Source organism: Nocardia sp. NPDC057227, from assembly GCF_042669725.1.
Lineage (GTDB): Bacteria > Actinomycetota > Actinomycetes > Mycobacteriales > Mycobacteriaceae > Nocardia > Nocardia asteroides_A.
In genome coordinates this window covers 85,639-105,479 of the sequence record NZ_JBHUXA010000018.1, presented here as the reverse complement: position 1 = coordinate 105,479, position 19,841 = coordinate 85,639, and the positions used below count along the sequence as shown (strand labels likewise).

Annotated in this window: 21 protein-coding genes and 1 pseudogene; 8 read left to right on the top strand and 14 right to left on the bottom strand. The window is 69.8% G+C overall.

Translation table 11 applies throughout. The annotated features are described in order from the left end of the window. Positions 1–15: 15 nt before the first annotated feature. Positions 16–1,683 carry a hypothetical protein gene (locus ACFUJ1_RS23740; protein WP_378648889.1) on the bottom strand — a complete coding sequence of 556 codons (1,668 nt, stop codon included), beginning with the start codon at positions 1,681–1,683 and terminating at the stop codon, positions 16–18. A 148-nt stretch (positions 1,684–1,831) separates the two neighbouring features. Between ACFUJ1_RS23740 and ACFUJ1_RS23735 the strand changes: the two genes are divergently transcribed. Both ACFUJ1_RS23735 and ACFUJ1_RS23730 read left to right on the top strand, forming a co-directional pair. Continuing rightward, on the top strand, positions 1,832–2,080 hold the full coding sequence (locus ACFUJ1_RS23735; protein ID WP_378648887.1) for a hypothetical protein: 249 nt from the start codon (positions 1,832–1,834) through the stop codon (positions 2,078–2,080). Continuing rightward, positions 2,081–2,275: pseudogene (locus ACFUJ1_RS23730) on the top strand (hypothetical protein); the annotation flags it as partial. A gap of 54 nt (positions 2,276–2,329) precedes the next feature. On the opposite strand, the gene ACFUJ1_RS23725 reads toward ACFUJ1_RS23730, so the two are convergent. The 7 genes from ACFUJ1_RS23725 to ACFUJ1_RS23695 all read right to left on the bottom strand — a co-directional run bounded on the left by ACFUJ1_RS23725 (position 2,330) and on the right by ACFUJ1_RS23695 (position 6,802). Continuing rightward, positions 2,330–3,070, bottom strand: coding sequence for an FAD-dependent oxidoreductase (locus ACFUJ1_RS23725; protein ID WP_378648885.1), 741 nt, complete (start codon positions 3,068–3,070; stop codon positions 2,330–2,332). A gap of 43 nt (positions 3,071–3,113) precedes the next feature. Continuing rightward, positions 3,114–3,653, bottom strand: a complete 540-nt coding sequence (locus ACFUJ1_RS23720) for a hypothetical protein (protein WP_378648883.1) — start codon at positions 3,651–3,653, stop codon at positions 3,114–3,116. 1 nt (position 3,654) lies between these two features. Continuing rightward, positions 3,655–4,638, bottom strand: coding sequence for a DUF6973 domain-containing protein (locus ACFUJ1_RS23715; protein ID WP_378648881.1), 984 nt, complete (start codon positions 4,636–4,638; stop codon positions 3,655–3,657). Between the two features lie 237 nt (positions 4,639–4,875). Continuing rightward, complete coding sequence (locus ACFUJ1_RS23710; RefSeq protein WP_378648879.1) at positions 4,876–5,172, bottom strand: hypothetical protein; 297 nt, start codon at positions 5,170–5,172, stop codon at positions 4,876–4,878. After that, positions 5,169–5,459 (bottom strand): YbaB/EbfC family nucleoid-associated protein, encoded by a 291-nt coding sequence (locus tag ACFUJ1_RS23705; RefSeq protein WP_378648877.1) that lies wholly within the window; start codon positions 5,457–5,459, stop codon positions 5,169–5,171. Before ACFUJ1_RS23705 ends, ACFUJ1_RS23710 begins: the two co-directional genes overlap by 4 nt. Then, positions 5,452–5,643 (bottom strand): hypothetical protein, encoded by a 192-nt coding sequence (locus ACFUJ1_RS23700; protein ID WP_378610437.1) that lies wholly within the window; start codon positions 5,641–5,643, stop codon positions 5,452–5,454. The genes ACFUJ1_RS23705 and ACFUJ1_RS23700 overlap by 8 nt, the downstream gene beginning before the upstream one ends. Positions 5,644–5,854: 211 nt before the next feature. Continuing rightward, positions 5,855–6,802: a hypothetical protein gene (locus ACFUJ1_RS23695; RefSeq protein ID WP_378648875.1), complete on the bottom strand. Its 948-nt coding sequence runs from the start codon at positions 6,800–6,802 to the stop codon at positions 5,855–5,857. Positions 6,803–6,943: 141 nt separating this feature from the next. Here ACFUJ1_RS23695 and pruA point away from each other — a divergent pair, with 141 nt between their 5' ends. Continuing rightward, complete coding sequence (pruA, locus tag ACFUJ1_RS23690) at positions 6,944–8,572, top strand: L-glutamate gamma-semialdehyde dehydrogenase (RefSeq protein ID WP_378648873.1); 1,629 nt, start codon at positions 6,944–6,946, stop codon at positions 8,570–8,572. Then, positions 8,569–9,555, top strand: coding sequence for a proline dehydrogenase family protein (locus ACFUJ1_RS23685; RefSeq protein ID WP_378648871.1), 987 nt, complete (start codon positions 8,569–8,571; stop codon positions 9,553–9,555). The genes pruA and ACFUJ1_RS23685 overlap by 4 nt, the downstream gene beginning before the upstream one ends. A 2-nt stretch (positions 9,556–9,557) precedes the next feature. Here ACFUJ1_RS23685 and ACFUJ1_RS23680 read toward each other — a convergent pair whose 3' ends face one another. Further along, complete coding sequence (locus ACFUJ1_RS23680; RefSeq protein WP_378648869.1) at positions 9,558–10,403, bottom strand: oxygenase MpaB family protein; 846 nt, start codon at positions 10,401–10,403, stop codon at positions 9,558–9,560. Positions 10,404–10,528: 125 nt separating this feature from the next. Here ACFUJ1_RS23680 and ACFUJ1_RS23675 point away from each other — a divergent pair, with 125 nt between their 5' ends. After that, the gene (locus ACFUJ1_RS23675) at positions 10,529–11,179 is read left to right on the top strand and encodes a TetR/AcrR family transcriptional regulator (RefSeq protein WP_378648867.1); all 651 of its coding nucleotides are present in this window, start codon (positions 10,529–10,531) and stop codon (positions 11,177–11,179) included. A gap of 90 nt (positions 11,180–11,269) precedes the next feature. Further along, a complete protein-coding gene (locus ACFUJ1_RS23670) occupies positions 11,270–11,938 on the top strand; it encodes a DUF4352 domain-containing protein (RefSeq protein ID WP_378648865.1) in 669 nt (222 codons plus the stop codon). Here the strand turns inward: ACFUJ1_RS23670 and ACFUJ1_RS23665 are convergent. Continuing rightward, entirely contained in the window at positions 11,935–12,780 is an 846-nt protein-coding gene (locus ACFUJ1_RS23665) for an oxygenase MpaB family protein (RefSeq protein ID WP_378648863.1), read from the bottom strand. The two genes, ACFUJ1_RS23670 and ACFUJ1_RS23665, sit on opposite strands and share 4 nt — an antisense overlap. A 68-nt stretch (positions 12,781–12,848) precedes the next feature. Between ACFUJ1_RS23665 and ACFUJ1_RS23660 the strand changes: the two genes are divergently transcribed. Beyond that, on the top strand, positions 12,849–14,300 hold the full coding sequence (locus ACFUJ1_RS23660) for an acyl-CoA synthetase (RefSeq protein WP_378648861.1): 1,452 nt from the start codon (positions 12,849–12,851) through the stop codon (positions 14,298–14,300). Here the strand turns inward: ACFUJ1_RS23660 and dapD are convergent. The 4 genes from dapD to ACFUJ1_RS23640 form a co-directional block, all read right to left on the bottom strand. Further along, entirely contained in the window at positions 14,297–15,244 is a 948-nt protein-coding gene (gene dapD, locus ACFUJ1_RS23655; protein WP_378648859.1) for a 2,3,4,5-tetrahydropyridine-2,6-dicarboxylate N-succinyltransferase, read from the bottom strand. The two genes, ACFUJ1_RS23660 and dapD, sit on opposite strands and share 4 nt — an antisense overlap. Beyond that, complete coding sequence (locus ACFUJ1_RS23650) at positions 15,241–16,416, bottom strand: PucR family transcriptional regulator (protein ID WP_378648857.1); 1,176 nt, start codon at positions 16,414–16,416, stop codon at positions 15,241–15,243. Before ACFUJ1_RS23650 ends, dapD begins: the two co-directional genes overlap by 4 nt. Positions 16,417–16,494: 78 nt before the next feature. Then, positions 16,495–17,562: a phosphotransferase gene (locus tag ACFUJ1_RS23645; RefSeq protein ID WP_378648855.1), complete on the bottom strand. Its 1,068-nt coding sequence runs from the start codon at positions 17,560–17,562 to the stop codon at positions 16,495–16,497. A gap of 69 nt (positions 17,563–17,631) precedes the next feature. Then, positions 17,632–18,603 (bottom strand): LacI family DNA-binding transcriptional regulator, encoded by a 972-nt coding sequence (locus ACFUJ1_RS23640; RefSeq protein ID WP_378648853.1) that lies wholly within the window; start codon positions 18,601–18,603, stop codon positions 17,632–17,634. A 77-nt stretch (positions 18,604–18,680) separates the two neighbouring features. Here ACFUJ1_RS23640 and dapE point away from each other — a divergent pair, with 77 nt between their 5' ends. Further along, positions 18,681–19,778 (top strand): succinyl-diaminopimelate desuccinylase, encoded by a 1,098-nt coding sequence (dapE, locus tag ACFUJ1_RS23635; protein WP_378648851.1) that lies wholly within the window; start codon positions 18,681–18,683, stop codon positions 19,776–19,778. The last annotated feature ends 63 nt before the right edge of the window (positions 19,779–19,841 follow it).

Sequence of the window (19,841 nt, the reverse complement as noted above, 5' to 3'; positions counted from 1 at the left end):
AGAGGTAGTCGGACGTCAAGCGCGGGTGCGTGTCGTCAGTAGCCCGGTCGCGAGAGGTGGGGTGCCGAGGGCGGTTCGCAGGGCATCCTCCGGCCCGGTTACCGGTGCGATATCGGCGAACCTGGCGTCGAGTTCCCTGGCCGTATCCAATCGGGCATTGAAGCGGAACGTCAGGTTCGCGAAGCCGCCGATCCGATCGGTGACGTGCTGGAACTCGTCGCGTGCCCGCTCGGCTGCACCGGCGTCGCGGGTGGCGACTGCGAAGAGCATGAGCAGGTCACTGATCGCCAGACTCCGGTTGGATTTGCCGAGTCCTTCCGCGATGGACCGCAGCTGCAGAAGGTCGTCCGCGAGCCTGGCTTCGGTGCGGGGACGGCCTACCAGCGCGATCTCTGCCCGGCCCACCTCACGGACAAGCCGGACCTCTATTCGTCGGCGCAGGAAGGCGAACTGCACTTCCAGGTCATCGACGAGTTCGTCGGCTATTCCGGCGGCGCGTCCGAGGCAGCGCTCGGCCAGGCTCAAGTCCCCGGAGGCCAGGGCCTGGGTATTGGCGATCTGCGCATAGGCGTCGTGGATCCGTTGCTTCTGATGGCCGTCGCTGGCCGGAAAGTGCGCGGCGTGGCGGATGAGCGCGGTGTAGCACCGGGTAGCGGCGGCGTAATGGCCGAACATCTGCAGAATGTGAGCTCGTCCGGCGAGACCGGTGCGCACGCGGGGGTCGCCGGGGCCGACCAGCCGCGCGGCATCGGCCTGGAGTGCGCGGGCGAATCGCAGCGCGGAGATGTGCTCCGATTCCATCGCGGCGTGGAAGCGCAGTTGAAGATAGCGCAACCACGAATCCACGCCGGCGGCGTTCGCGTCCGGAAGCAATCGGCCTGCGTGTGCGAGCAGCAGCGGTAACGAGTGCCGCTGTTGCGTGGCCAGGGCGTGGTCGATGTTGTCCAGGGCGGTTCGCGGGTCCTCGGCCAAGCTGACACCCTGGCACCGCACCAGCAACTCACCTTCCGCCGGGGTCAGCGCGGCCACCGGCGGGTTCTGCACCGCTGTTCTGGCCCAGGCTTCGACCCGGCGGGTGTCGCGGAACCGCTTGTCCTTGGCGGTATCGAGATAGCCGCCGGCCTTCGCAGTCGCTTCGCCTCGCCGGTTGCGCCGGTAGGACGTGACGGCGTCCACTGCGCGGAGGGCATCGGGGGCGGTCATCGCCTCGGCGCGAAGGAGCTCGAACAGCTCGTCCCAATCGGGCGCGGGCAGCGGTGGGCCGACTTCCGGTAACGCCGCACCTATCGCGGACTCACGCATGAGCAGGCTTGCCATCGCAGTGTCGACTTCGAAGATGCGCCGATGGATCTGGCGCGCGGACAGCCGACGTTGCCGAGCACACTCGGTAACGCTGGTGCGCACCCCGCGCAAGCCCGACGTCTCGATCCAGATCGCAATATGGTCGGCGGGCAGTCCGGCCGACAGCCTGTTGTCTACGGCGAAGCGCGCCAGCGCGGCCCTGAGGTGCGAGGGGTTGCGGCCCGCGGCGAGTGCCGCGGCGTCGGTGGGCAGCTCGTCCGCGCGGGGCGGGTGGTCGTCACCGGCGCGGAGGCGTTCGATCAACCACTCCCGCAGGTCGCGAAGGGCTTGCGCCAGGCGGTTCCTGCTGGAATCGGACGCCTCTCCCTGCCCCTCGCTCACGGGCTCCAGTATCCCGAAAGGCGGGGCTCCAGCGGGGCATGTCGCACTTTCGCGATGCGCGAGCCTGAATGCTCGCGGTGCTTCGGCGAGCCTGCTGATGTGGTCGCAGCGGCCGTGCGGCCGCGGGGATCCGAGACGGAGGATGGCGATGTCGACGTGGTTGCTGGCGATGGTGGTGCCGTCGGTGTGCAGTCTGGTGGCGTTGTGGCTGGTGCTGCGGTTTCTCTGGCAGGTGTACCGGGTCGGCGGGCGGACCGACATGACGGCGGCGGCCGATGCAGTCCGGCGGGCGCGCCCGACTCTTGCCCGGATGGCTTCGGAGCGGCTGCTGCGGCGTCCTGCGGTTGAGGAGCGGGTCGACGCGAACGACGAGGGAGCCAGCTCCGGTGTGGGCTGAATGCCGTGCATCGGACATGGAGCAGATCTCGGTGCAGCACCGTCAGCGATCGTGCCCGCACCAGCTGAATGGCTCGGCCCCTCGCCGCGCCGCACGCGGACGAATCTGACATCTGGCCCCTCGGAGACCTTCCCCGACCAGGGCAAATCCGCCCGCGACGCCAAGCGCATCCGCGCTGGCTGCGAGGTCCGCGAGCGTTGCCACCAATACGCCCTCGCCCGCGACGAGCGCTTCGGCATCTGGGCGGCCTCAACGGCCGGGAGCGGCGGCGGATCGCCGGTCGCGATAGGTCTCCAGGAGGCGCAGCCACACCTCGCTGATGGTCGGGAAGGGCGGGACGGCGTGCCAGAGGTGGTCGATCGGGACTCCGGCGGTGATCGCGATGGTCGCGGAGTGCAGCAGTTCCGCGGTGCCGGGGCCGGCGAAGGTGGCGCCGACGATCGTCCGCCGGTGCGGGTCGATCAGCAGCCGCACGGCGTCGGTGCGCTGGGCGTGGGTGATTCCGCTGGTGAAGTGGAGGTCGGCGCCTGCGGCGCGCAGGCGGTCGGTGACCAGGGCGGCGGCGAAGGGCTCGACGCGGGGGAGCAGGCGGTCCTCGCGGACGATGAGGGTGACCTGCGTGCCGAGCGCCTGCCAGGCGGTCGCCATCCCGACGGCCACCACGCCGCCGCCGAGTATCGCGAGCCGGGCGGGGACGGTGCGGGCGCTGGTCGCTTCGCGGCTGGTCCAGGGGCGGACGGCGGCGAAACCGGGGGGCAGTGCCGCGCGGGTGCCGGTGCAAATGGCGACGGCGTGGTTCGCGGTCAGCGTGCGCGGTCCGACGGTGACCCGGCGCGGGCCGCTGAGGCGGGCGTGGCCGCGGATCAGGTCGATACCCGCGTCGGCGAGCCAGGCGGCCTGGGCGCTGTCGTCCCAGTCGGAGGCCATGCGGTCGCGGTGGGCCAGGACGGCGGAGCTGGGATAGTCGTTCGCCTCTGTTGAATGACCCAATCGATGACTGTCTGGCGATTCCAATCGGCTGTCGAGCCAGCGGTTACTCCGCGACCATCACGCCAGGGTTGGGATCGAAGCGGAAGACCGTGTCCGGCGTCAGGAACTCCCGGCCTCCGAAATCCAGGCTCGGATTCTGGCCGGTCCATAGCTCGGCCTGAATAGGCTGCCCGTTGGACAGGAATAGGCTCATGTACGGGCTGGCCATATCGGGATTGTCGTCGTTGTACTGCGGTCGCCCGGTGAAGCACGCCAGTTCCAGGTTCGAGCCGGACATCTGCTTCAGGTCCGCGTCGGTCATGCCCGCGCCGAAATAGATCGCTCGATCCCAGCCGTCGGACCACCCGGCGCGGTTCACCATCTCGGCCATGGTCACGGACTTCTGCCGCTGATCCACCGCGTCGTTGAAGGCCGATACCAGCTCTTTGGGCGGGCCGAGCGGTGCCGCCGACCGATCCTTCAGATTGAAGGTCTGCCCGGAGCAGGCAGGGCCGGCGGGCTCCTTCCCGATCAACTGACATCCCGTGCAGGTCACGATCGCGGCGATGGTCACTGCTGCGAGCCGGGCAATGGAAAATCGCATGTCATCTTCCGTTCAAGGGGAGGTCGGCCCCAGGCTGAATCGGGTTCGTGCCGGGCGTGACCGAATTACTGAAAGCGATCTGCGCACCTCCGGGAATTTCTTGGAGGACCACCGCCCGGTTGTTGTCGATGGCCTCCAGAACCTTCTGCTGCAACTCCTCCGGCGAAGCGTTCATGTTCTGTGTTCCGATTTCCCGGCCGCGCTCGTTGTTGTAGAGGTCCATCGCCTCCCGGGCCGCGGGGTTGCTGCCCACCATCTCGTGCGCGCTGGTGAAGGTGCTCGTCCACTCGGGGCCGAACTCCTGGGTCATGCGCGCATTCCAGAACATGTGCCGGAAGGCATCGGAATGCCCGTCCGCGAGAGACCTTCTGTTCTCCGTCATGTCGAGTTCCGGGTATGCGGTCTTCGCCACCTCCGCTGCCTCGTCTTGAACGGCGTAGAAGGTCTTCAGGTTGAACACCCCCTCCGGGGGTTTGGTGGCGAGAAGTGCCAGCGCCGCCGCCTCCTCCTGCGTCATCGCTTTCGGCTGGATATCCGGTAGGTAGAGGCGCAGTGTGTCCAAGAGGACGCCGGATGGGAAGATGACCGTCGTGCCCGAGGCGTCGACCTGGTATTCGCGCAGGATGCGGGCCAGTTCCGGATCGCTCGGTACCGGGATCAGCGCTTCGCGAACCGCCTCCGGCAGGCTCTCGAGCACCTCGTTGAGGGTGGCGTTGTAGCGGAGATCGGCTGTCCAGATATCGTTCAACGCCTCCTGCAGCGCCTCCTGATATTCACGACGTGTTCGCTCGACGGACATCGATCGGGTCAGGCCGGTGAGCAGGTTGTCGGTCATCCAGTCCAGCACCGACTTCCTCGACAGCACCTGGCCGTCCTCGGTGTAGAACAGTTCGTATTCCGAGGCCTCGATCTTGCGGACGGTGTCCACGATGGATGTCTTGGCCGAACGAAAGATCTCGGCTACCTCTTGGATGGGGGCCTTCATCGAGGGAGATCGCGTCCACGGTGGCGAGCGCATTCCGTCGTTCGGTCTCGAACCGGGTCCGGAGGGCGTCACCCGCCTCGCCTTCGAAGTAGTCGCGTGAATTCTGTACGTCGCGGCTGGCTGCTTCGACATCGGTCTCGATGGTGTTGGCGAGGGAGTCGAGTTCGGTCGGCAGCCGTTCAGCGGGGCTGATGGTCCACCCGAGCACGGTCGAGATCTCGATCGAACTGCCGTCCGTCATCGCTGGCCCGCCTGCTCCATCGACGCTGCGCTGGCCGCTTCCTGGGCTTCGTAGGCCGCGGCGGCGGTATCGAGATCAGCGGCGACGGCGGTGATTCGGCTCGCGTGATAGCGGACGACCCGGTCCAGCGCCCCGAGCACTTCCTGTACCCGGACGAACGTCTCGGATTCGTCGATGCCCTCGCGAGCGGCATCTCGGGTGGCCTTGGCCAGCGGCTGGTGACCCTCGATAATCCCTGCCTGCGTCCGCAACCTCGTCGCCAGCTCCCGCACCTTGACCGGATCGACGTTCACCGCGCACCCCGCGAATCCTGTTGCCCGCGAACTCGATCCTCGGTTTCCCGCGCTTCCGCCAGCGCCGCCCTATGCGCCCGCTCGTGGCAGTCGCGGACGAGCTGGGCGAAGTGCTCCGGCCCGCGTTCCATCGCGAACTCCGTCAAGCGCAGGTCGGTGATGGTGCCGTAGATGTCGACCTCGATGGTGATCGAGCCGTCGGGCGAATACGCAGCGCCCCGCACCTTCGCGACGGCGGTATTGAGTTCGGCGACCTGTCGGGCCACCTGCGCCAGGTCGTCAGACACCGCTGTCTCCCGGATTCGACGCCGCGGGGTCGAGGATGCGCACGGCGTGGTCGATGGCAGCGGTGTGTGCGTTGCGATGCTGCTCGGCGAGGACGGCTGCCAAGCGTTCGGGGCCGTCGTCCATGGCGTAGTCGGCGACGTGCAGGCGGGTGATCCGGCCCGCCGGGTCGGTCTCGATGGTCACCGTTCCGTCGGGCGATCGCGATTCCCCGCGAACCGCCGCTATCTGCTGGTCCAGCTCCGATTCGGGTTCCGCACCGTGCACGCTCCGCCCCGCTTTCACGTCTTCGGGACAGCCCACAGCGGTATCCCCCGGCGCTACCGTATACCCAATGCTGGAGCGCCGCGAAGGCTGTGGCTCTCGGGATTCCACCTGAGGTCGGGGCCTCGCGGGGTCAGATGAGCTCTGGCGGCAACGCCAAGGACGGGACGAGCGTTGTCAGGTCGACGAGCTCGATATGCCCGCCGTGCTGGCGAGTGAAATCGGCGACGGTGTGTTCGCGCGCTGGTCCGAAGCGTTCTTCGAATCGGGCTCTGGTGTGCGGAGACGATCGGCCGAGCGCCCATTCGATCGTCGTCTTGGACGTCGTCAGGAAGTGGATGGGAAGTGTGCCGACAACGAACAGTTGGGCGCGCAGATCACGGTCGTCCAGCGCCAAGTGGACCAGGTCGGCAACTACGCCTCGTTTGCGCATGGTGTCGGCGCCCTTCCACTGCGCGACCTTGAATTCGGCTATCCGCCTGTTGGTTTCGAGGTCGAAGGGACGCGACGGGTCGTTGCCCGCTCCCAGCGACGGCCGTTGCGCGACCACCTCGCCGGGTTCGAGGATGGCCGGCAGAACGCGTGCGATGACGGTCGCGTGGATGACGTCGCTGAGGCGACCGACGTGTGCACGCACGGCCAGCGCGGCGTCGAGGAGGTCGTCGCTGAATCCGTACTCGGTGATCACCGTGCTGCTCGCGGTCGAATCCGCGTGCTCGAGGGCGGCCTCCGCGGTGGCGAGATGCAGCGTCAGGTCGCGGTCGGTGAGGAACTTCAGCAGTGTCGCAAACGATTCCGCCAGTTGGAGGCTGCTCGTCGACTCTTCGGATTCCTGGACCGGTCCCGTGCGGACAGCCTCGGTCGAGGGAGGTGTGTAGACACTGGTCGTAAGGCCGGACTTTCGCAGTTCGGCAAGGGCGCGGTGCGAGGTGAATGCCGAGCGCGGCAAGCCGGTGAGGAGCTGATAGACCTGCTTGGGTGGGTAGCGCTTGTTCGCGACGACCACCCAGTGCTCGCGGATCGGCTCGGGCATGATCTTGATGATTTCCTCGAGCTGCAGAGGTTCGATCGCTTCCTCCATGCTGGAGAGATTTCACTACGCGGGCGGCAGTGGCAACTTCCGACGGAGCGAGGGCTCCCGTAGGTCATCTCCGCGGTGCTGGATTCTCGCAGCCTGCGGTGGCCTACCGGACGGATCGGCGATCCGGCGCTAGCCTGAGATATGGACGCTGTCACGGTTGTCCCCCTCCCCGGCAACGAGCCGGTGCACTCCTACGCTCCTGGCACCCCGGAGCGCGACCGGCTCCGCGCGAAACTCACCGAGATCACCGAGCAGCAGGTAGAGATCCCGCTGGTCATCGGCGGAATACACCGGCCGGGCACCGGCGCGCTGCACGAGATCGTCACGCCGCACCGGCACAGCCACGTGCTCGGCAGCTACACCGACACCACGCACGAGGAAGCCCGCTCGGCCATCGATGCCGCACTGGCCGCGGCACCGGCCTGGCGCGCGCTCCCGTTCGACGAGCGCGCGGCCGTGCTGCTCCGCGCCGCCGACCTCCTCGCGGGCCCGTGGCGGGAGACCCTTGCCGCCGCGACCATGCTCGGCCAGTCGAAATCCGCGCAGCAGGCCGAGGTCGACGCCCCGTGCGAGCTGGTCGACTTCTGGCGCTTCAACGTCGCCTTCGCCCGCGATATCCTCGCCCAGCAGCCGGAGTCGAGCGCGGGCACCTGGAACCGCATGGACTACCGCCCGCTGGAGGGCTTCGTCTACGCCATCACCCCGTTCAACTTCACCGCTATCGCGGGCAACCTGCCCACTGCGCCCGCGCTGATGGGCAACACGGTGGTGTGGAAACCGTCGCCGACGCAGACCGTGGCCGCTTTCCACACGATGAAGCTGCTGGAAGCGGCGGGGCTGCCGCCGGGGGTGATCAATCTGGTGACCGGGGACGGGCACGCGGTCTCCGAGGTCGCGCTCACCGATCCGAATCTGGCGGGGATCCACTTCACCGGCTCGACGAAGACCTTCAAGTACCTGTGGCAGCAGGTCGGCGCGAACCTGGACCGGTACCGCGGCTATCCGCGACTGGTCGGCGAGACCGGGGGGAAGGATTTCGTCGTCGCGCACCCCTCGGCCGACCCGGCCTCGCTCGCTACCGCGCTGGTTCGCGGTGCCTTCGAGTACCAGGGTCAGAAGTGCTCGGCGGCCTCCCGCGCCTATATTCCGCGCTCGGTCTGGAACGTCATGCGGGACGACTTCCTGCACACCACTGCGAGTTTGAGCTATGGCGATGTGGCCGACCTGACTCATTTCGGCGGGGCGCTGATCGACCGTCGCGCCTACGACAAGAATGTGGCAGCGCTGAACAGGGCAAGAACCGCGGGGATCGAGATTCCGGTGGGCGGTGAAGCGGACGACAGCGAGGGGTACTTCGTGCAGCCGACCGTGCTGCTGGTCGACGACCCGCGCGACGAGGCGTTCGGCACCGAGTACTTCGGCCCGATTCTCGCGGTGCACGTCTACGACGACAATGCCTGGCCCGCCGTGCTGGACGAGGTCGACGGCGCCGCGCCGTACGCGCTGACCGGCGCCGTCTTCGCCCGCGATCGGCAGGCGATCACCGAGGCGAGCACCCGATTGCGGTACGCGGCGGGGAACTTCTACGTGAATGACAAGCCGACCGGCGCGGTGGTGGGGCAGCAACCGTTCGGCGGGGCGCGGGGCTCCGGCACCGACGACAAGGCGGGGTCGCCGCTGAACCTGCTGCGCTGGGTCGCGCCGCGGACGATCAAGGAGACGTTCGTCCCGCCCACCGACCATCGCTACCCGCACATGGGCACGCCGTGAACCCGCTGCGGCCGGTCATTCTCGCTGCGGCGGGGTCGCCGCGGCTGGCGAAGGCGGTCACCACGGTGCCCGCTACCGCGGCGGTGGTGCGGCGCTTCGTAGCCGGTGCCGATCGGGCCGCGCTGCTCCCGGTGCTGCGGGAACTGCTCGCCGACGGGCGGCGGGTCAGCGTCGACTTCCTCGGGGAGAACACCGTCGATCCGGCGCAGGCGGATGCCGTCGTCGCCGAGTACCTGGCGTTGATCGCCGATCTGGCGACGCTGGGCGACGTGCCCGGCATCGCGCTCGGCCCGCGCTGGGCGCGCGCACTCGAGGTATCGGTGAAGCTCACGGCCCTTGGCCGGGAACTCCCCGAGCCTGCTCGCGCCACCGGAAACCGCGGAACGGACGCCACCGGCGGTCGGGGGCTGCCTACCGCGGCCGATCGGCTGCGAACCATCTGCGGCGCTGCCGAACGGGCGGGCGTCTGGGTGACGGTCGACGCCGAGGACCACACCGGCACCGCGGAAACCCTCGCCACCGTGCACGCCCTGCGCCCGGAGTTCCCCTGGCTCGGCGTGGTTCTCCAGTCCTACCTGCACCGCACCGAGGCCGACTGCGGCAGTTTCACGGATGCGCGGGTCCGGCTGTGCAAGGGCGCGTACAACGAGCCGCCCGAGGTCGCCTTCCAGGACAGCGCGGAGGTCACCGACTCCTACCTGCGCTGCCTGGACGTGCTCATGCACGGCGACGGCTACCCGATGGTGGCCAGCCACGACCCGGTGCTGGTCGATGCGGCCATCGCAGCAGGCCGAACCCGCTACGAGCACCAGATGCTCTACGGCGTGCGCGATCTGGAGCAGCGCAGGCTCGCGCGCGAGGGCCGGGCGGTGCGGGTCTACGTGCCGTACGGGACCGAGTGGTACGGCTACCTGACCCGCCGCCTGGCCGAGCGCCCGGCCAACCTGGGCTTCTTCCTGCGTGCCCTGGTCAGCCGCGGCTGAACTCAGACCAGCGGTTTGCCGAGCCTGCGGCGCAGCCGGAAATCGGCCAGGTAGAAGTTCATCGGGAAGAGGCGCAGCGTCGTCGGCAGCTTGCGCTGGCTGGCGCCGATGGCCCGCATGAGCAGCTCGAGCCGTCGCTCCTCGCGCTCCGACCAGGTCATCCCCATCTGCTCGCGGAGCCGGGGCGGGAGCAGGCCGGTCACCAGGAAGCGCTGGAACGGGGCGAAGGCGCGCAGCGGTTTGGGCAGCATGTGCAGGTCGATGAGGGTGTCGAAGTACTCGCGGGTGCGGTCGTCGATGGCGCGGGTGGCGAGGCCGGAGTCCCAGTACGCGGCGAAGGCGGCGCGGTCGGCGGGCCACATGTCGGGGCGCATCTGCAGCGAGGTGCCGAGGCGGGCGGCGTAGCGGTAAAAGGTGTCGGCGGTGTCGTCGTCCCACTCGCCGTGCAGCCTGCGCTCGATATCGATCACGCCGTAGTAGAGGCAGGCGGCGACCCAGAGCTGCAGGTTCGGGTCGAAGGCGTTGTACTTCACGGGGCTCTGCTTCGTGGAGCGGATCGAGCGATGCGAGGTGTTCACGGCGTCGCGGTAGGCGGCGCGCTCCTCGTCGGTGCCCATCAGCGCGACGGCGAGGTAGGTGAGCGTGGTGCGCAGCCGCTTCATCGGGTGCAGCATGACCTTGCCCGAATCGACCGAGCTCTCCAGCACGCCGTAGGCCACGGGGGCGTGGCTGAGCTGCATGATCACGTTCGCGGTGCCGCCGAGGAAGGCGCCCGCGCCGGTCCACCGCGCGGCCATGTCGAAGTCGTCGACGGGGGGCGGCGTCGGCGCGGGGAGCGGTGCTGGCATCGTTGCCGCCTTCCGTGAGAAGATTTACCGGTAAAGCTCTCATCATCTCGCAAAGCTGTCAATCGGGGCTGCAACCATGCGATGCTGAAGCTGTCATCGTTTCGCGGATGGATAGGGTGGCCCACATGGCGAAGCTGACCCGACTGCTGCATCTGGTGCGGTCCGCGGGCCCGGAGGATCGCAACCAGGCCCGGGTGCTCGACGCGGCGCTCGTCGCCTTCCTCGACTTCGGCATCAAGCGGACCAGCATGGTCGAGGTGGCGCGGCGGTGCGGGCTCTCGTTGGCCACGCTCTACCGGCGCTTCGCCAGCAAATCCGATCTCATCCAGGCTGTGGGGTTGCGGCAGGCTCGGCAGTTCGTCGAGGACGTGGATGCGGCGTTGCAGCGGCAGGTCGATCGGGATGCCGGGGCCGAGGATCAGATCGTCGAGTTGTTTGTCGTGTTCCTCGAGGGGTTGCGGGGGAACAAGCTGCTGGATCGGCTGTTGCAGACCGAGCCGGAGATCGTGCTGCCCTACCTCACGGTGCAGGGGGCGCCGGTGATCGAGTTGGGGCGGGATTACCTGGTGGAGTTCATCGCTCGGTTGCAGCGCGAGGGGAAACTGCCGGAGTACGACCCGGCTCCCATTGCCGAGATGATCGCTCGGACCGCGCTTTCGCTGGCGCTGACGCCGCAGACGGTTATTCCGTTCGAGGACAAGCGGGCGGTGCGTGAATTCGCCCGCGATCACATCGCGATTTCGTTCCGGGTGCCGGGGCGGCTGGCCGAAGGCTGAACGCCGTGTCGATCATTCGGCGGACAGAATTGCTTTGCGGTAACTGACACTCTGGGTGGCCCTACGTCCAGAACCAGTCAAGGTCAGGTCATGACTCAGCCGCCGTATCCGCAGCAGCCCAACGGGCCGCAGTATCCCCAGCAGCAGCCGTACGGACAGCCGTACCCGCCGCCGCAGCCGCCGAAGAAGAAACCGGTGTGGCCCTGGGTGCTGATCGGCGCCATGGTGTTGCTCTGCGGTGGGTGCTTCGGCATCGTCGGTCTGTCGAGCAACAGCGCCGACGAGGACAAGTCGACGGCCACCTTCAACTCGGCGGCGCCGGGTGCCGAACCGGCCGCGGTCGCGCCGGAAACGGCGGCTCCCCAGGTCGCCTCGGCCGGGGCGACAGTGCGGGACGGGAAGTTCGAGTTCCGGGTGACCGGGGTCGATGCCCCGGTGAAGACGGTGGGCAGTAACCCCTATCTGAAGGAAACCGCTCAGGGCGAGTTCGTCCAGGTGCACCTGGTGGTGACCAATATCGGGGACCGGGCGCAGACCTACTTCGGCAGCAATCAGCACCTGATCGACACGCAGGGGCGCAGGTTCGACAACGACACCTCGGCGGAGATCAATGTGAACGAGGAGATCATCACCGAGATCAACCCGGGGAACAGCGTGAACGTCACCGTGGTCTTCGACGTCCCGGCGGGGTCGGTGCCCGCGACGCTGGAGTTGCACGATTCGGCGTTCTCCGGCGGGGCGAAAGTCGCCATCGGTTAGACCAGTGGGAGCCCGTGCTTGCGGCGGAAGCGCAGGTCGCTGAGGTAGATGCCGAGGGGGAGGCGGCGCACCGAGTAGGGGAGGGCGTTGTCGACGTGGCCGAGGAGGCGGAGGGTGCGGGAGAGGAGCCATTCGTCGCGGGGCGTCCAGCGCAGGCCCATCTGGTCGCGGACGTGCGGGGGGAGCATGCCGGCTACGAGGTAGCGGTGTGGGCGGCTCAGGAGGAGCTGGACCGGTAGGGGGAGCATCTTCAGGTCGACCAGGTCGCGGAGGTAGGCGCGGACGGCGGGGGAGACGGTGGTGGCGGCGAGGTTCTCGGACCAGTAGCGGTCGAAGGCGGCGCGGTCGGGGGGCCACATGTCGGGGCGGACCTGGAGGGTGGTGCCGAGGCGGGCGGCGTACTGGTAGAAGGCGTCGGCTTCGGGGCCGTCCATCGGGCCGTGCAGGCGTTCGTGCAGGTCGGCGAGGCCCCAGTAGAGGCAGGCGGCTACCCAGAGCTGGAGGCGGACGTCGAAGGCGTTGTATTTGACCGGGCTCGAAGCGGTGGAGCGGACCTGGCGGTGCGAGGTGTTCACGGCCTCGCGGTAGGCGGCGCGCTCCTCGTCGGTGCCGAGCAGGGCTACGGCGAGGTAGGTCATGGTGGTGCGGAGGCGTTTGATCGGGTGGATCATGACGTTGCCGCTGTGCACCGTGCTCTCCAGCACGCCGTAGCCGACGCCGGGGGCGGCGAGTTGCAGGATGACGTTGGGGGCGGCGGCGAGGCCGCCCGCGAGCACCGGGAGGAAGGCGGCGACCTCGAAGTCGGCGGGGGGCTCGGGTGGCACGGGCAAAGGTCGGGGCATCGCGACCTCCGATCTCGACGGTGAGACGGATACACACCCACGGTTTCACCGTTTCGGGAGTTGTGTCAATGACGCCGGTGACCGGTGACCGGTCTGTGATCAGTAGCGTGAGCGGGGTGCTGCTGCGATCGCTGAACCCGGCCGCCGTCGCCGCCGGCGACGACCTCCCGGATGCCCTGACCATCGCCGGGGAGACGCTGTCTCGCTCCGATCTGCTCGGGGCCGCCACGTCGGTGGCCGAGCGGGTGGCGGTGGCGCAGCGGGTCGCCGTGCTGGCGCGGCCCACGGTGACCACCGTGCTCGCGGTGACCGGGGCGTTGCTGGCGGGGGTGACTGTGGTGCCGGTGCCGCCAGATTCGGGTGCTGCGGAGTTGCGGCACATTCTCGGGGACTCCGGGGCCCAGGCTTGGCTGGGTGACGCTCCCGAGGGGAGTGAGCTGCCGCGGATTCCGGTGCGGAAGCACGCGCGGTCGTGGCATCGGTACGCGGAGCCGGATCCGGCGGGGATCGCGTTCGTGCTCTACACGTCGGGTACCACGGGGGCGCCGAAGGGGGTGCTGCTCAGCCGGGGGGCGATCGCGGCCGGGCTGGATGCGCTGGCCGAGGCGTGGGATTGGACGAGGAAAGACACGCTGGTGCACGGGCTTCCGCTGTTCCACGTGCACGGGCTGATTCTCGGGCTGCTCGGGCCGCTGCGGGTCGGGAGCCGGGTGATCCACACCGGGAAGCCGACGCCGGAGGCGTATGCGGCGGCCGGAGGCACGCTCTACTTCGGGGTGCCGACGGTGTGGTCGCGGATCGCGGAGGACGAGGAGTCGGCGCGAAAGCTGGCGGAGGCTCGGTTGCTGGTCTCCGGGAGCGCGCCGCTGCCGGTGCCGGTGTTCCGGAAGCTGCACGAACTCACCGGGCACGCGCCGGTGGAGCGGTACGGGATGAGCGAGACCATGATCACGCTCTCGACCAGGGCTGATGGCGAGCGTAGGCCGGGCTGGGTGGGGCTTCCGGTGCGCGGGGTCGAGACCAGGCTGCTGGATGAGAACGGTGCCGAGGTGCCGCACGACGGGGAGAGTATCGGCAGCCTGCAGGTGCGGGGGCCGATGCTCGGCGACGGGTACTTGAACCGGCCGGACGCCACCGCCGAGAGCTGGCTCGCGGACGGGTGGTTCGCGACCGGGGATGTGGCGGTGATCGATGCCGACGGGTTCCATCGGATCGTCGGGCGGGAGTCGGTGGATCTGATCAAGTCCGGTGGGTACCGGGTCGGGGCGGGGGAGGTGGAGACGGCGCTGCTCGGGCACCCGGAAGTGGCCGAGGTCGCCGTCGTGGGCCTGCCCGACGACGACCTGGGGCAGCGCATCGTCGCCTTCGTGGTGCCGCGCGGCGCGGCGCCCGACGAAGCGGAGCTGGTGGCGCTCGTGGCGACGGAGCTGTCGAACCACAAGCGGCCCCGCGAGATCCGCTTCGTCGAGACGCTGCCGCGCAACGCCATGGGGAAGGTGCAGAAGAAGCAGTTGAGCTAGTTGTGCGCGTGCAGCGCGGAGTTCAGCTCGATCCCGGTGCCGGTGCGCGAAACGACCTCGACCGCACCTGACAAAGAGTTCCGCCGGAACAGCAGGTTCGGCTGCCCGCTCAGCTCCGACGCCTTGACGGTCGTCCCGTCCGGCGTCGAAACCTTGGTCCCCGCGGTGAGGTAGAGCCCTGCCTCGACCACGGAGTCATCGCCGAGCGGAATCCCGAGCCCGGAGTTCGCGCCGAGCAGTGAGCGCTCACCGACGGTGATCACCGTGGTCCCGCCGCCGGAGAGCGTGCCCATGATCGATGCGCCACCACCGACGTCCGACCCGTCCCCGACCACGACGCCGGCCGAGATCCGCCCCTCGACCATCGAGGTCCCGAGCGTCCCGGCGTTGAAGTTCACGAACCCCTCGTGCATGACGGTCGTCCCGGCGGACAGGTGCGCCCCGAGCCGGACCCGGTCGGCGTCACCGATCCGCACCCCGGTGGGCACCACGTAGTCGACCATCCGCGGGAACTTGTCGATGCTGTACACGGTCACCGGCCCCCGGCCGCGCAGCCGCAGCCGGACGCTCTCGAAGCCGTCGACGGCGGCGGGCCCGTGGTTGGTCCACACGACATTGGCGAGCAGCCCGAACTGGCCGTCCAGGTTGAGCCCGTGCGGCTGGACGAGCCGGTGCGAGAGCAGGTGCAGCCGCAGGTAGACGTCGTGCGCGTCGACCGGGGGGGCCGAGAGGTCGGCGATGGTGGTGCGCACGGCGACCACCTCGACATCGCGCGCGTCGTCGGGGCCGACCAGGGTCGAGTACTCGGCGGGCGGCGCGTCCAGCCGCTCGGTGCCGGTGCTGTCGAAGCTGCCGAGCTCCGGGGCCGGGTACCAGGTGTCCAGAACGGTCCCGGACGAGGTCACGGTGGCGATGCCGACTGCTGCTGCTCCCTGAGTGCTCACGTCGAGAGAGCGTACCGATCGCGTCCGGCGCGTGGTGCTGCCACGTCCGCAGACCGCGCGACCAGGGCCGAGCGCAGCTTCCAGATGTCGGCGCCGCAGGTGGGGTCGAGCCCGGTGAACTGGGCGATCCGCTTGAGCCGGTGGTCGACGGTATTGGCGTGGATGTGCAGCTGCCGCGCGGTCAGCTGGCGGTTGAAGTCGTTCTCCAGGTGCGTGCGCAGCGTGGCGAGCAGCTCGGGGTGCTCGTCCAGCGGGTTCAGGATGGCGGCGAGGCAGTCGCGGGCCGGGCCCGGCCTGGTGAGCTGGAATTCCAGGGCCATGCGCTCGAAGCGGTGCAGCCCGCCGCGGGCGCCGATCAGGGTGACGGTGTCGAGCAGCTGGTGCGCGCGGTCGGCGGCGTCGGGAATGGCGTGCCGGTCGGCGTGCACGACGGTGGCGGTGATCGGCACCCTGGCGGCCGCGGACAGCTCGGCGATCAGCGCCTCCAGCGAGGCGTCGGTGACGGTGTGCGCGGGCAGCAGCACGGTGCCGCCGTCCACGCTGAGCAGGGCGAGGGTGTCGCGTCCCGCGTGCGCGGCGAGCGCGGCCTGGGCGCGGCGCAGGGTGCGCCGGACCACGACGTCGCCGTCGAGCGCGGGGTCGGCCGCGTCGGGGTGGGTGGGGATCTGCAGCGCGAGCACGGCGTACCGCTCGGCGGGCTCGATGCCGCACTCGCGGGTCATGGTGCTGGTGGAGTAGCCGCCGAGCAGCGCGGAGGTGAGGGTGTGCACGGCGGTGTGGTGGTCGGCGACGGCGGAGCGCAGCTCGCGGACGTAGGCCATGCTGATCGCGGTGGTCATCCGGTCCAGCGCGGTCAGCATGGCGCGCATCCCGGCCACCAGGGTGTCGTAGTCGTCGCGGCGCACCTCACCCTCGGTGCGGCGGGCGGCCACCAGGTCGAGCCCGATCCGGTAGCCGGAGTGCACGGCATGGTGCACGGCGTCGATCGGCACACCGGTCCTGGCCCAGCCCGTCGCGGCGCGCTCGATCTCGGCGATCTGCTCGGTGGAGTCGTCGCCGTCGGCGGTGGCGAGCGCCACCGCCAGGCACTGCCGGGTCAGCGCGGTCACCTCGTCCGGGGCTTCGAGCGACGCGATCTCGAGTAGTTCGCGTTCCGGCAGGGTGACGGTCACGACAGGCTCCTCCACTGCTCGGCGCCTACCAGGCGATAACGGTGTTACTCGAGACGTTACGCGCGTAACCGCCGGTTATCAACGGTGTGCGGCGAGTGCGCCCGCGGTGTCCAGGTCGGCGTAGGCGGCGGCGTACCGCTCGGCCAGCGCCAGCGCGATGTCCGGGCGCTGCCACAGCTCGCCCGCGCTCGCGGTGCAGAGCCAGAGCGTCAGTCCGTGCGCGACGGAGGCGCGGTACCCGTCCCTGATCTCGGCCGCCGACGGCAGCTCGGCGGCCGGGAGCTCCAGCGCCGCGCGGTACTCGGCGAGCAGGTCGGTCTCGGCGCGGCGCCGGTCCTCGACGGTGAGCGCGCCCTGCAGGAAGTAGCCGAGGTCGAGCGACCAGGAGCCGCGCCTGGTCACCTGCCAGTCCAGGAAGCCGACCCGGGCGTTGTCGAGCAGGTAGGTGTTGCCGATGTGCGCGTCGCCGTGCAGCAGCGTCTGCGGGCCGGTGGTGAGGCTCGCGATGTACGGCTTCCAGATGTCGTCGATCAGCGCGCCGATGGTCAGCTCGAGCACGGCGGGCGGGGCGTCGGGGCCGAGCCGGTCGAGCGCGGCGGGGAGCGGGGCGATCTCCATGCCGTCCCACGGGACGAAGGGCTCCAGCCAGGCGAGTTCGGGGTGCTGCTCCAGCCGGGCGCCCCAGTAGGTGCCGTGCAGCCGGGCCAGGGCGCGCACGCCGTCGGCGGCCTGGTCGACGGTGAGCGGGCGGGTGGCGTCGCGGGGGTCCGCGCCGCGTTCGGCGAGATCCTCCATGACCAGGAGGAAGTCCTCCCGCTCCTCGTCGATCAGCGCGGTGTGCACGGCCGGGTGCTCGACCGGGAGCGGGAGCCCGCTCCGGAAGAGCCGCGGTTCGTGGAACATCCCGCTGGTCAGCTTGATCAGCTCCTTGTGCGCGGGGTCGGCGGCCTTGACGAACACCGAGCGCGGGCCTGGCGTGCCCGCGTACTCGAGGCCGAGCCGGGCGCGGCGGTTGGTGCCGTCGTCGCGCAGCGTCACGTGCACCGCGGTCACCCGGACGCCGGGGAAGTCGGCGGCGAGCGCCGCGGTCATCCACTCCGGGGTGATCTCCGCCCAGTCGGCGGGAATCGGAAGGTCGCGCGTCATCGAGAACCTCTCTCAGCTAGCGAGGAGAATTGCATTCTCGGGAGAGGTTACGCGCGTAACCGACGGAAATCAGGTGGATTCGCGGACCAGCAGCACCACCAGGTCGGCGCCGGTGGCCTTGGCCTCGGTGGGGTAGCCGAGCGCGGTCATGAAGACCGCGGTGGCGATGTCGACGATGGCGTCGGCGGCGAAGGCGACCGAGGTGAGCGGCGGCGCGGCGACCTCGCCGAGCGGGATGGCGTCGACGCCGATCACCGCCAGGTCGCGCGGGCACTCCAGCCCGGCCTGGCGCATGCCGTGCTGGACGACGAAGGCGGTGTCGTCGTTCTGCGCGCACACCGCGGTGATCCCGCGCTCCCGCCACTCGGTGACGATCCGGGCCGCGTTCGCCGTGCGTACCTCGGCGAGTTCCGGCTCGGGCAGCCCGCGGGCCGTCATCGCGGTGCGCAGCCCGGCCAGCCAGTACTCGCCGATCGGGCGCACCGACTCGTCGGGGGAGAAGGCGTAGGCCAGCCGCCGGTGCCCGCGCTCCACCAGGTGCGCGATCCGGACCTCGCCCGCGGTGAGGTGCAGGTTGCCGAGGTCGGCGAGGCGGCTGCTGCCCAGGTGGAAGTTGGGGATGCGGGCCGCCTCGACGGCGGCGAGCGCGGCGCCCTGCAGCGGGTAGACGCCGGTGACGGCGACCGGGTCCAGGTCGGTGATGGCGTTCACGACGGCCGCCTCGTCGCCGGTGTCGAAGAGGAGTACCTGCATGACGCCGCGGCGCGCGAGCTCCGTCGTCATCCTGGTGCTCACCTCGATGGCCAGCGCGTTCAGCGCCACCTGCGGGAGCACGAAGAGCACGACGCCGCTGCGCCTGCGGGCCAGGTTGCGGGCCGCGAGGTTGGGGCGGTAGCCGAGCTCGTCGGCGGCGCGCCGGACCGCGGCCCTGGTCTGCTCGGAGATCGAGCGGCCGGGGACGTTGTTCAGGACGTAGCTGACGGTCGCCGTGGAGACACCGGCCTGCCTGGCCACATCCGCCTTGGTCGGTCTCGCGGTCATCACACCCCTTCTCCTCGCCCCGGCCGCGACCACTATGGCACGGCATCCGCGCGGCGAACTGGCCGTAGGCTGACGCCGTGAGCATCGACCTGCGCGCCGACCCGATCGAGCTGACCGCCGCCCTCGTCGACATCCCGAGTGTTTCCCGGGACGAGGCGGCCATCACCGACGTGGTGGAAACCGCGCTGCGCGAACAGACCTCGGGCTTCACCGTGCTGCGGCACGGCAATGTCGTCCTCGCACGTACCGACCGCGGCAGGCGGGATCGGGTGATCCTGGCCGGGCACCTGGACACCGTGCCGATCGCGGACAACCTGCCAAGCCACTACGTCATGGAGGACGGCCACCGGGTGCTGGCCGGTTGCGGCACGGTGGACATGAAATCCGGCGACGCGGTCTTCCTGCACCTGGCCGCCACCGTGGCCGATCCGGTCTGTGATCTCACCCTGATCTTCTACGACTGCGAGGAGATCGCCGCCCGCTACAACGGCCTGAACAGCGTCGAGCGGGACCTCCCCGAGTGGCTGGCGGCCGATCTCGCGATCCTCGGCGAGCCGTCGGCGGGCTGGGTCGAGGCCGGCTGCCAGGGCACGCTGCGCGCCAAGCTGAGCACCGCGGGTGTGCGGGCGCACTCGGCCCGGTCGTGGCTGGGGGACAACGCCATCCACCGGCTCGCCCCGGTGCTGGAGCGACTGTCGAGCTACCGCGGCCGCGAGGTCGACATCGACGGCTGCGTCTACCGCGAGGGGCTCTCCGCGGTGCGGGTGGGCGGCGGGGTCGCGGGCAATGTGGTGCCGGACGCCGCCGAGGTCGAGGTGAACTTCCGCTTCGCCCCCGACCGCTCGGTGCAGCAGGCCGCCGAGCACGTCGCCGAGGTCTTCTCCGGGCTGGAGCTGGAGCTGGAGGTCACCGACTCGGCGGCGGGCGCGCTGCCTGGGCTGAAGGCGCCTGCCGCGGCCGACCTGATCGCGGCGGTGCAGAAGCAGGGCGGCGGCGGGGTGCGGGCCAAGTACGGCTGGACCGATGTGGCCCGATTCGCGGCCCGCGGCATCCCGGCGGTGAACCTCGGGCCCGGCGATCCGAACCTGGCGCACAAGCGCGACGAGCGGGTGCCGGTGCGGCAGATCACCCAGGTCACCGAGGTGCTCAGGGGGTACCTGACCGACGGCGCGTGACGCTGGGGCAACAGCCGGGCGAACAACTCGGTCCCCGCGCTCGGGCGCGGTAACGGCCGGTAG

Coding starts and splice junctions, on each gene's coding strand:
- ACFUJ1_RS23735 (WP_378648887.1), top strand. CDS start 1,832: ATGTCGACGTGGTTGCTGGCGATGGTGGTGCCGTCGGTGTGCAGTCTG.
- ACFUJ1_RS23720 (WP_378648883.1), bottom strand. CDS start 3,653: ATGCGATTTTCCATTGCCCGGCTCGCAGCAGTGACCATCGCCGCGATC.
- ACFUJ1_RS23715 (WP_378648881.1), bottom strand. CDS start 4,638: ATGAAGGCCCCCATCCAAGAGGTAGCCGAGATCTTTCGTTCGGCCAAG.
- ACFUJ1_RS23695 (WP_378648875.1), bottom strand. CDS start 6,802: ATGGAGGAAGCGATCGAACCTCTGCAGCTCGAGGAAATCATCAAGATC.
- pruA (WP_378648873.1), top strand. CDS start 6,944: ATGGACGCTGTCACGGTTGTCCCCCTCCCCGGCAACGAGCCGGTGCAC.
- ACFUJ1_RS23680 (WP_378648869.1), bottom strand. CDS start 10,403: ATGCCAGCACCGCTCCCCGCGCCGACGCCGCCCCCCGTCGACGACTTC.
- ACFUJ1_RS23675 (WP_378648867.1), top strand. CDS start 10,529: ATGGCGAAGCTGACCCGACTGCTGCATCTGGTGCGGTCCGCGGGCCCG.
- ACFUJ1_RS23670 (WP_378648865.1), top strand. CDS start 11,270: ATGACTCAGCCGCCGTATCCGCAGCAGCCCAACGGGCCGCAGTATCCC.
- ACFUJ1_RS23665 (WP_378648863.1), bottom strand. CDS start 12,780: ATGCCCCGACCTTTGCCCGTGCCACCCGAGCCCCCCGCCGACTTCGAG.
- ACFUJ1_RS23660 (WP_378648861.1), top strand. CDS start 12,849: ATGACGCCGGTGACCGGTGACCGGTCTGTGATCAGTAGCGTGAGCGGG.
- ACFUJ1_RS23645 (WP_378648855.1), bottom strand. CDS start 17,562: ATGACGCGCGACCTTCCGATTCCCGCCGACTGGGCGGAGATCACCCCG.
- ACFUJ1_RS23640 (WP_378648853.1), bottom strand. CDS start 18,603: ATGACCGCGAGACCGACCAAGGCGGATGTGGCCAGGCAGGCCGGTGTC.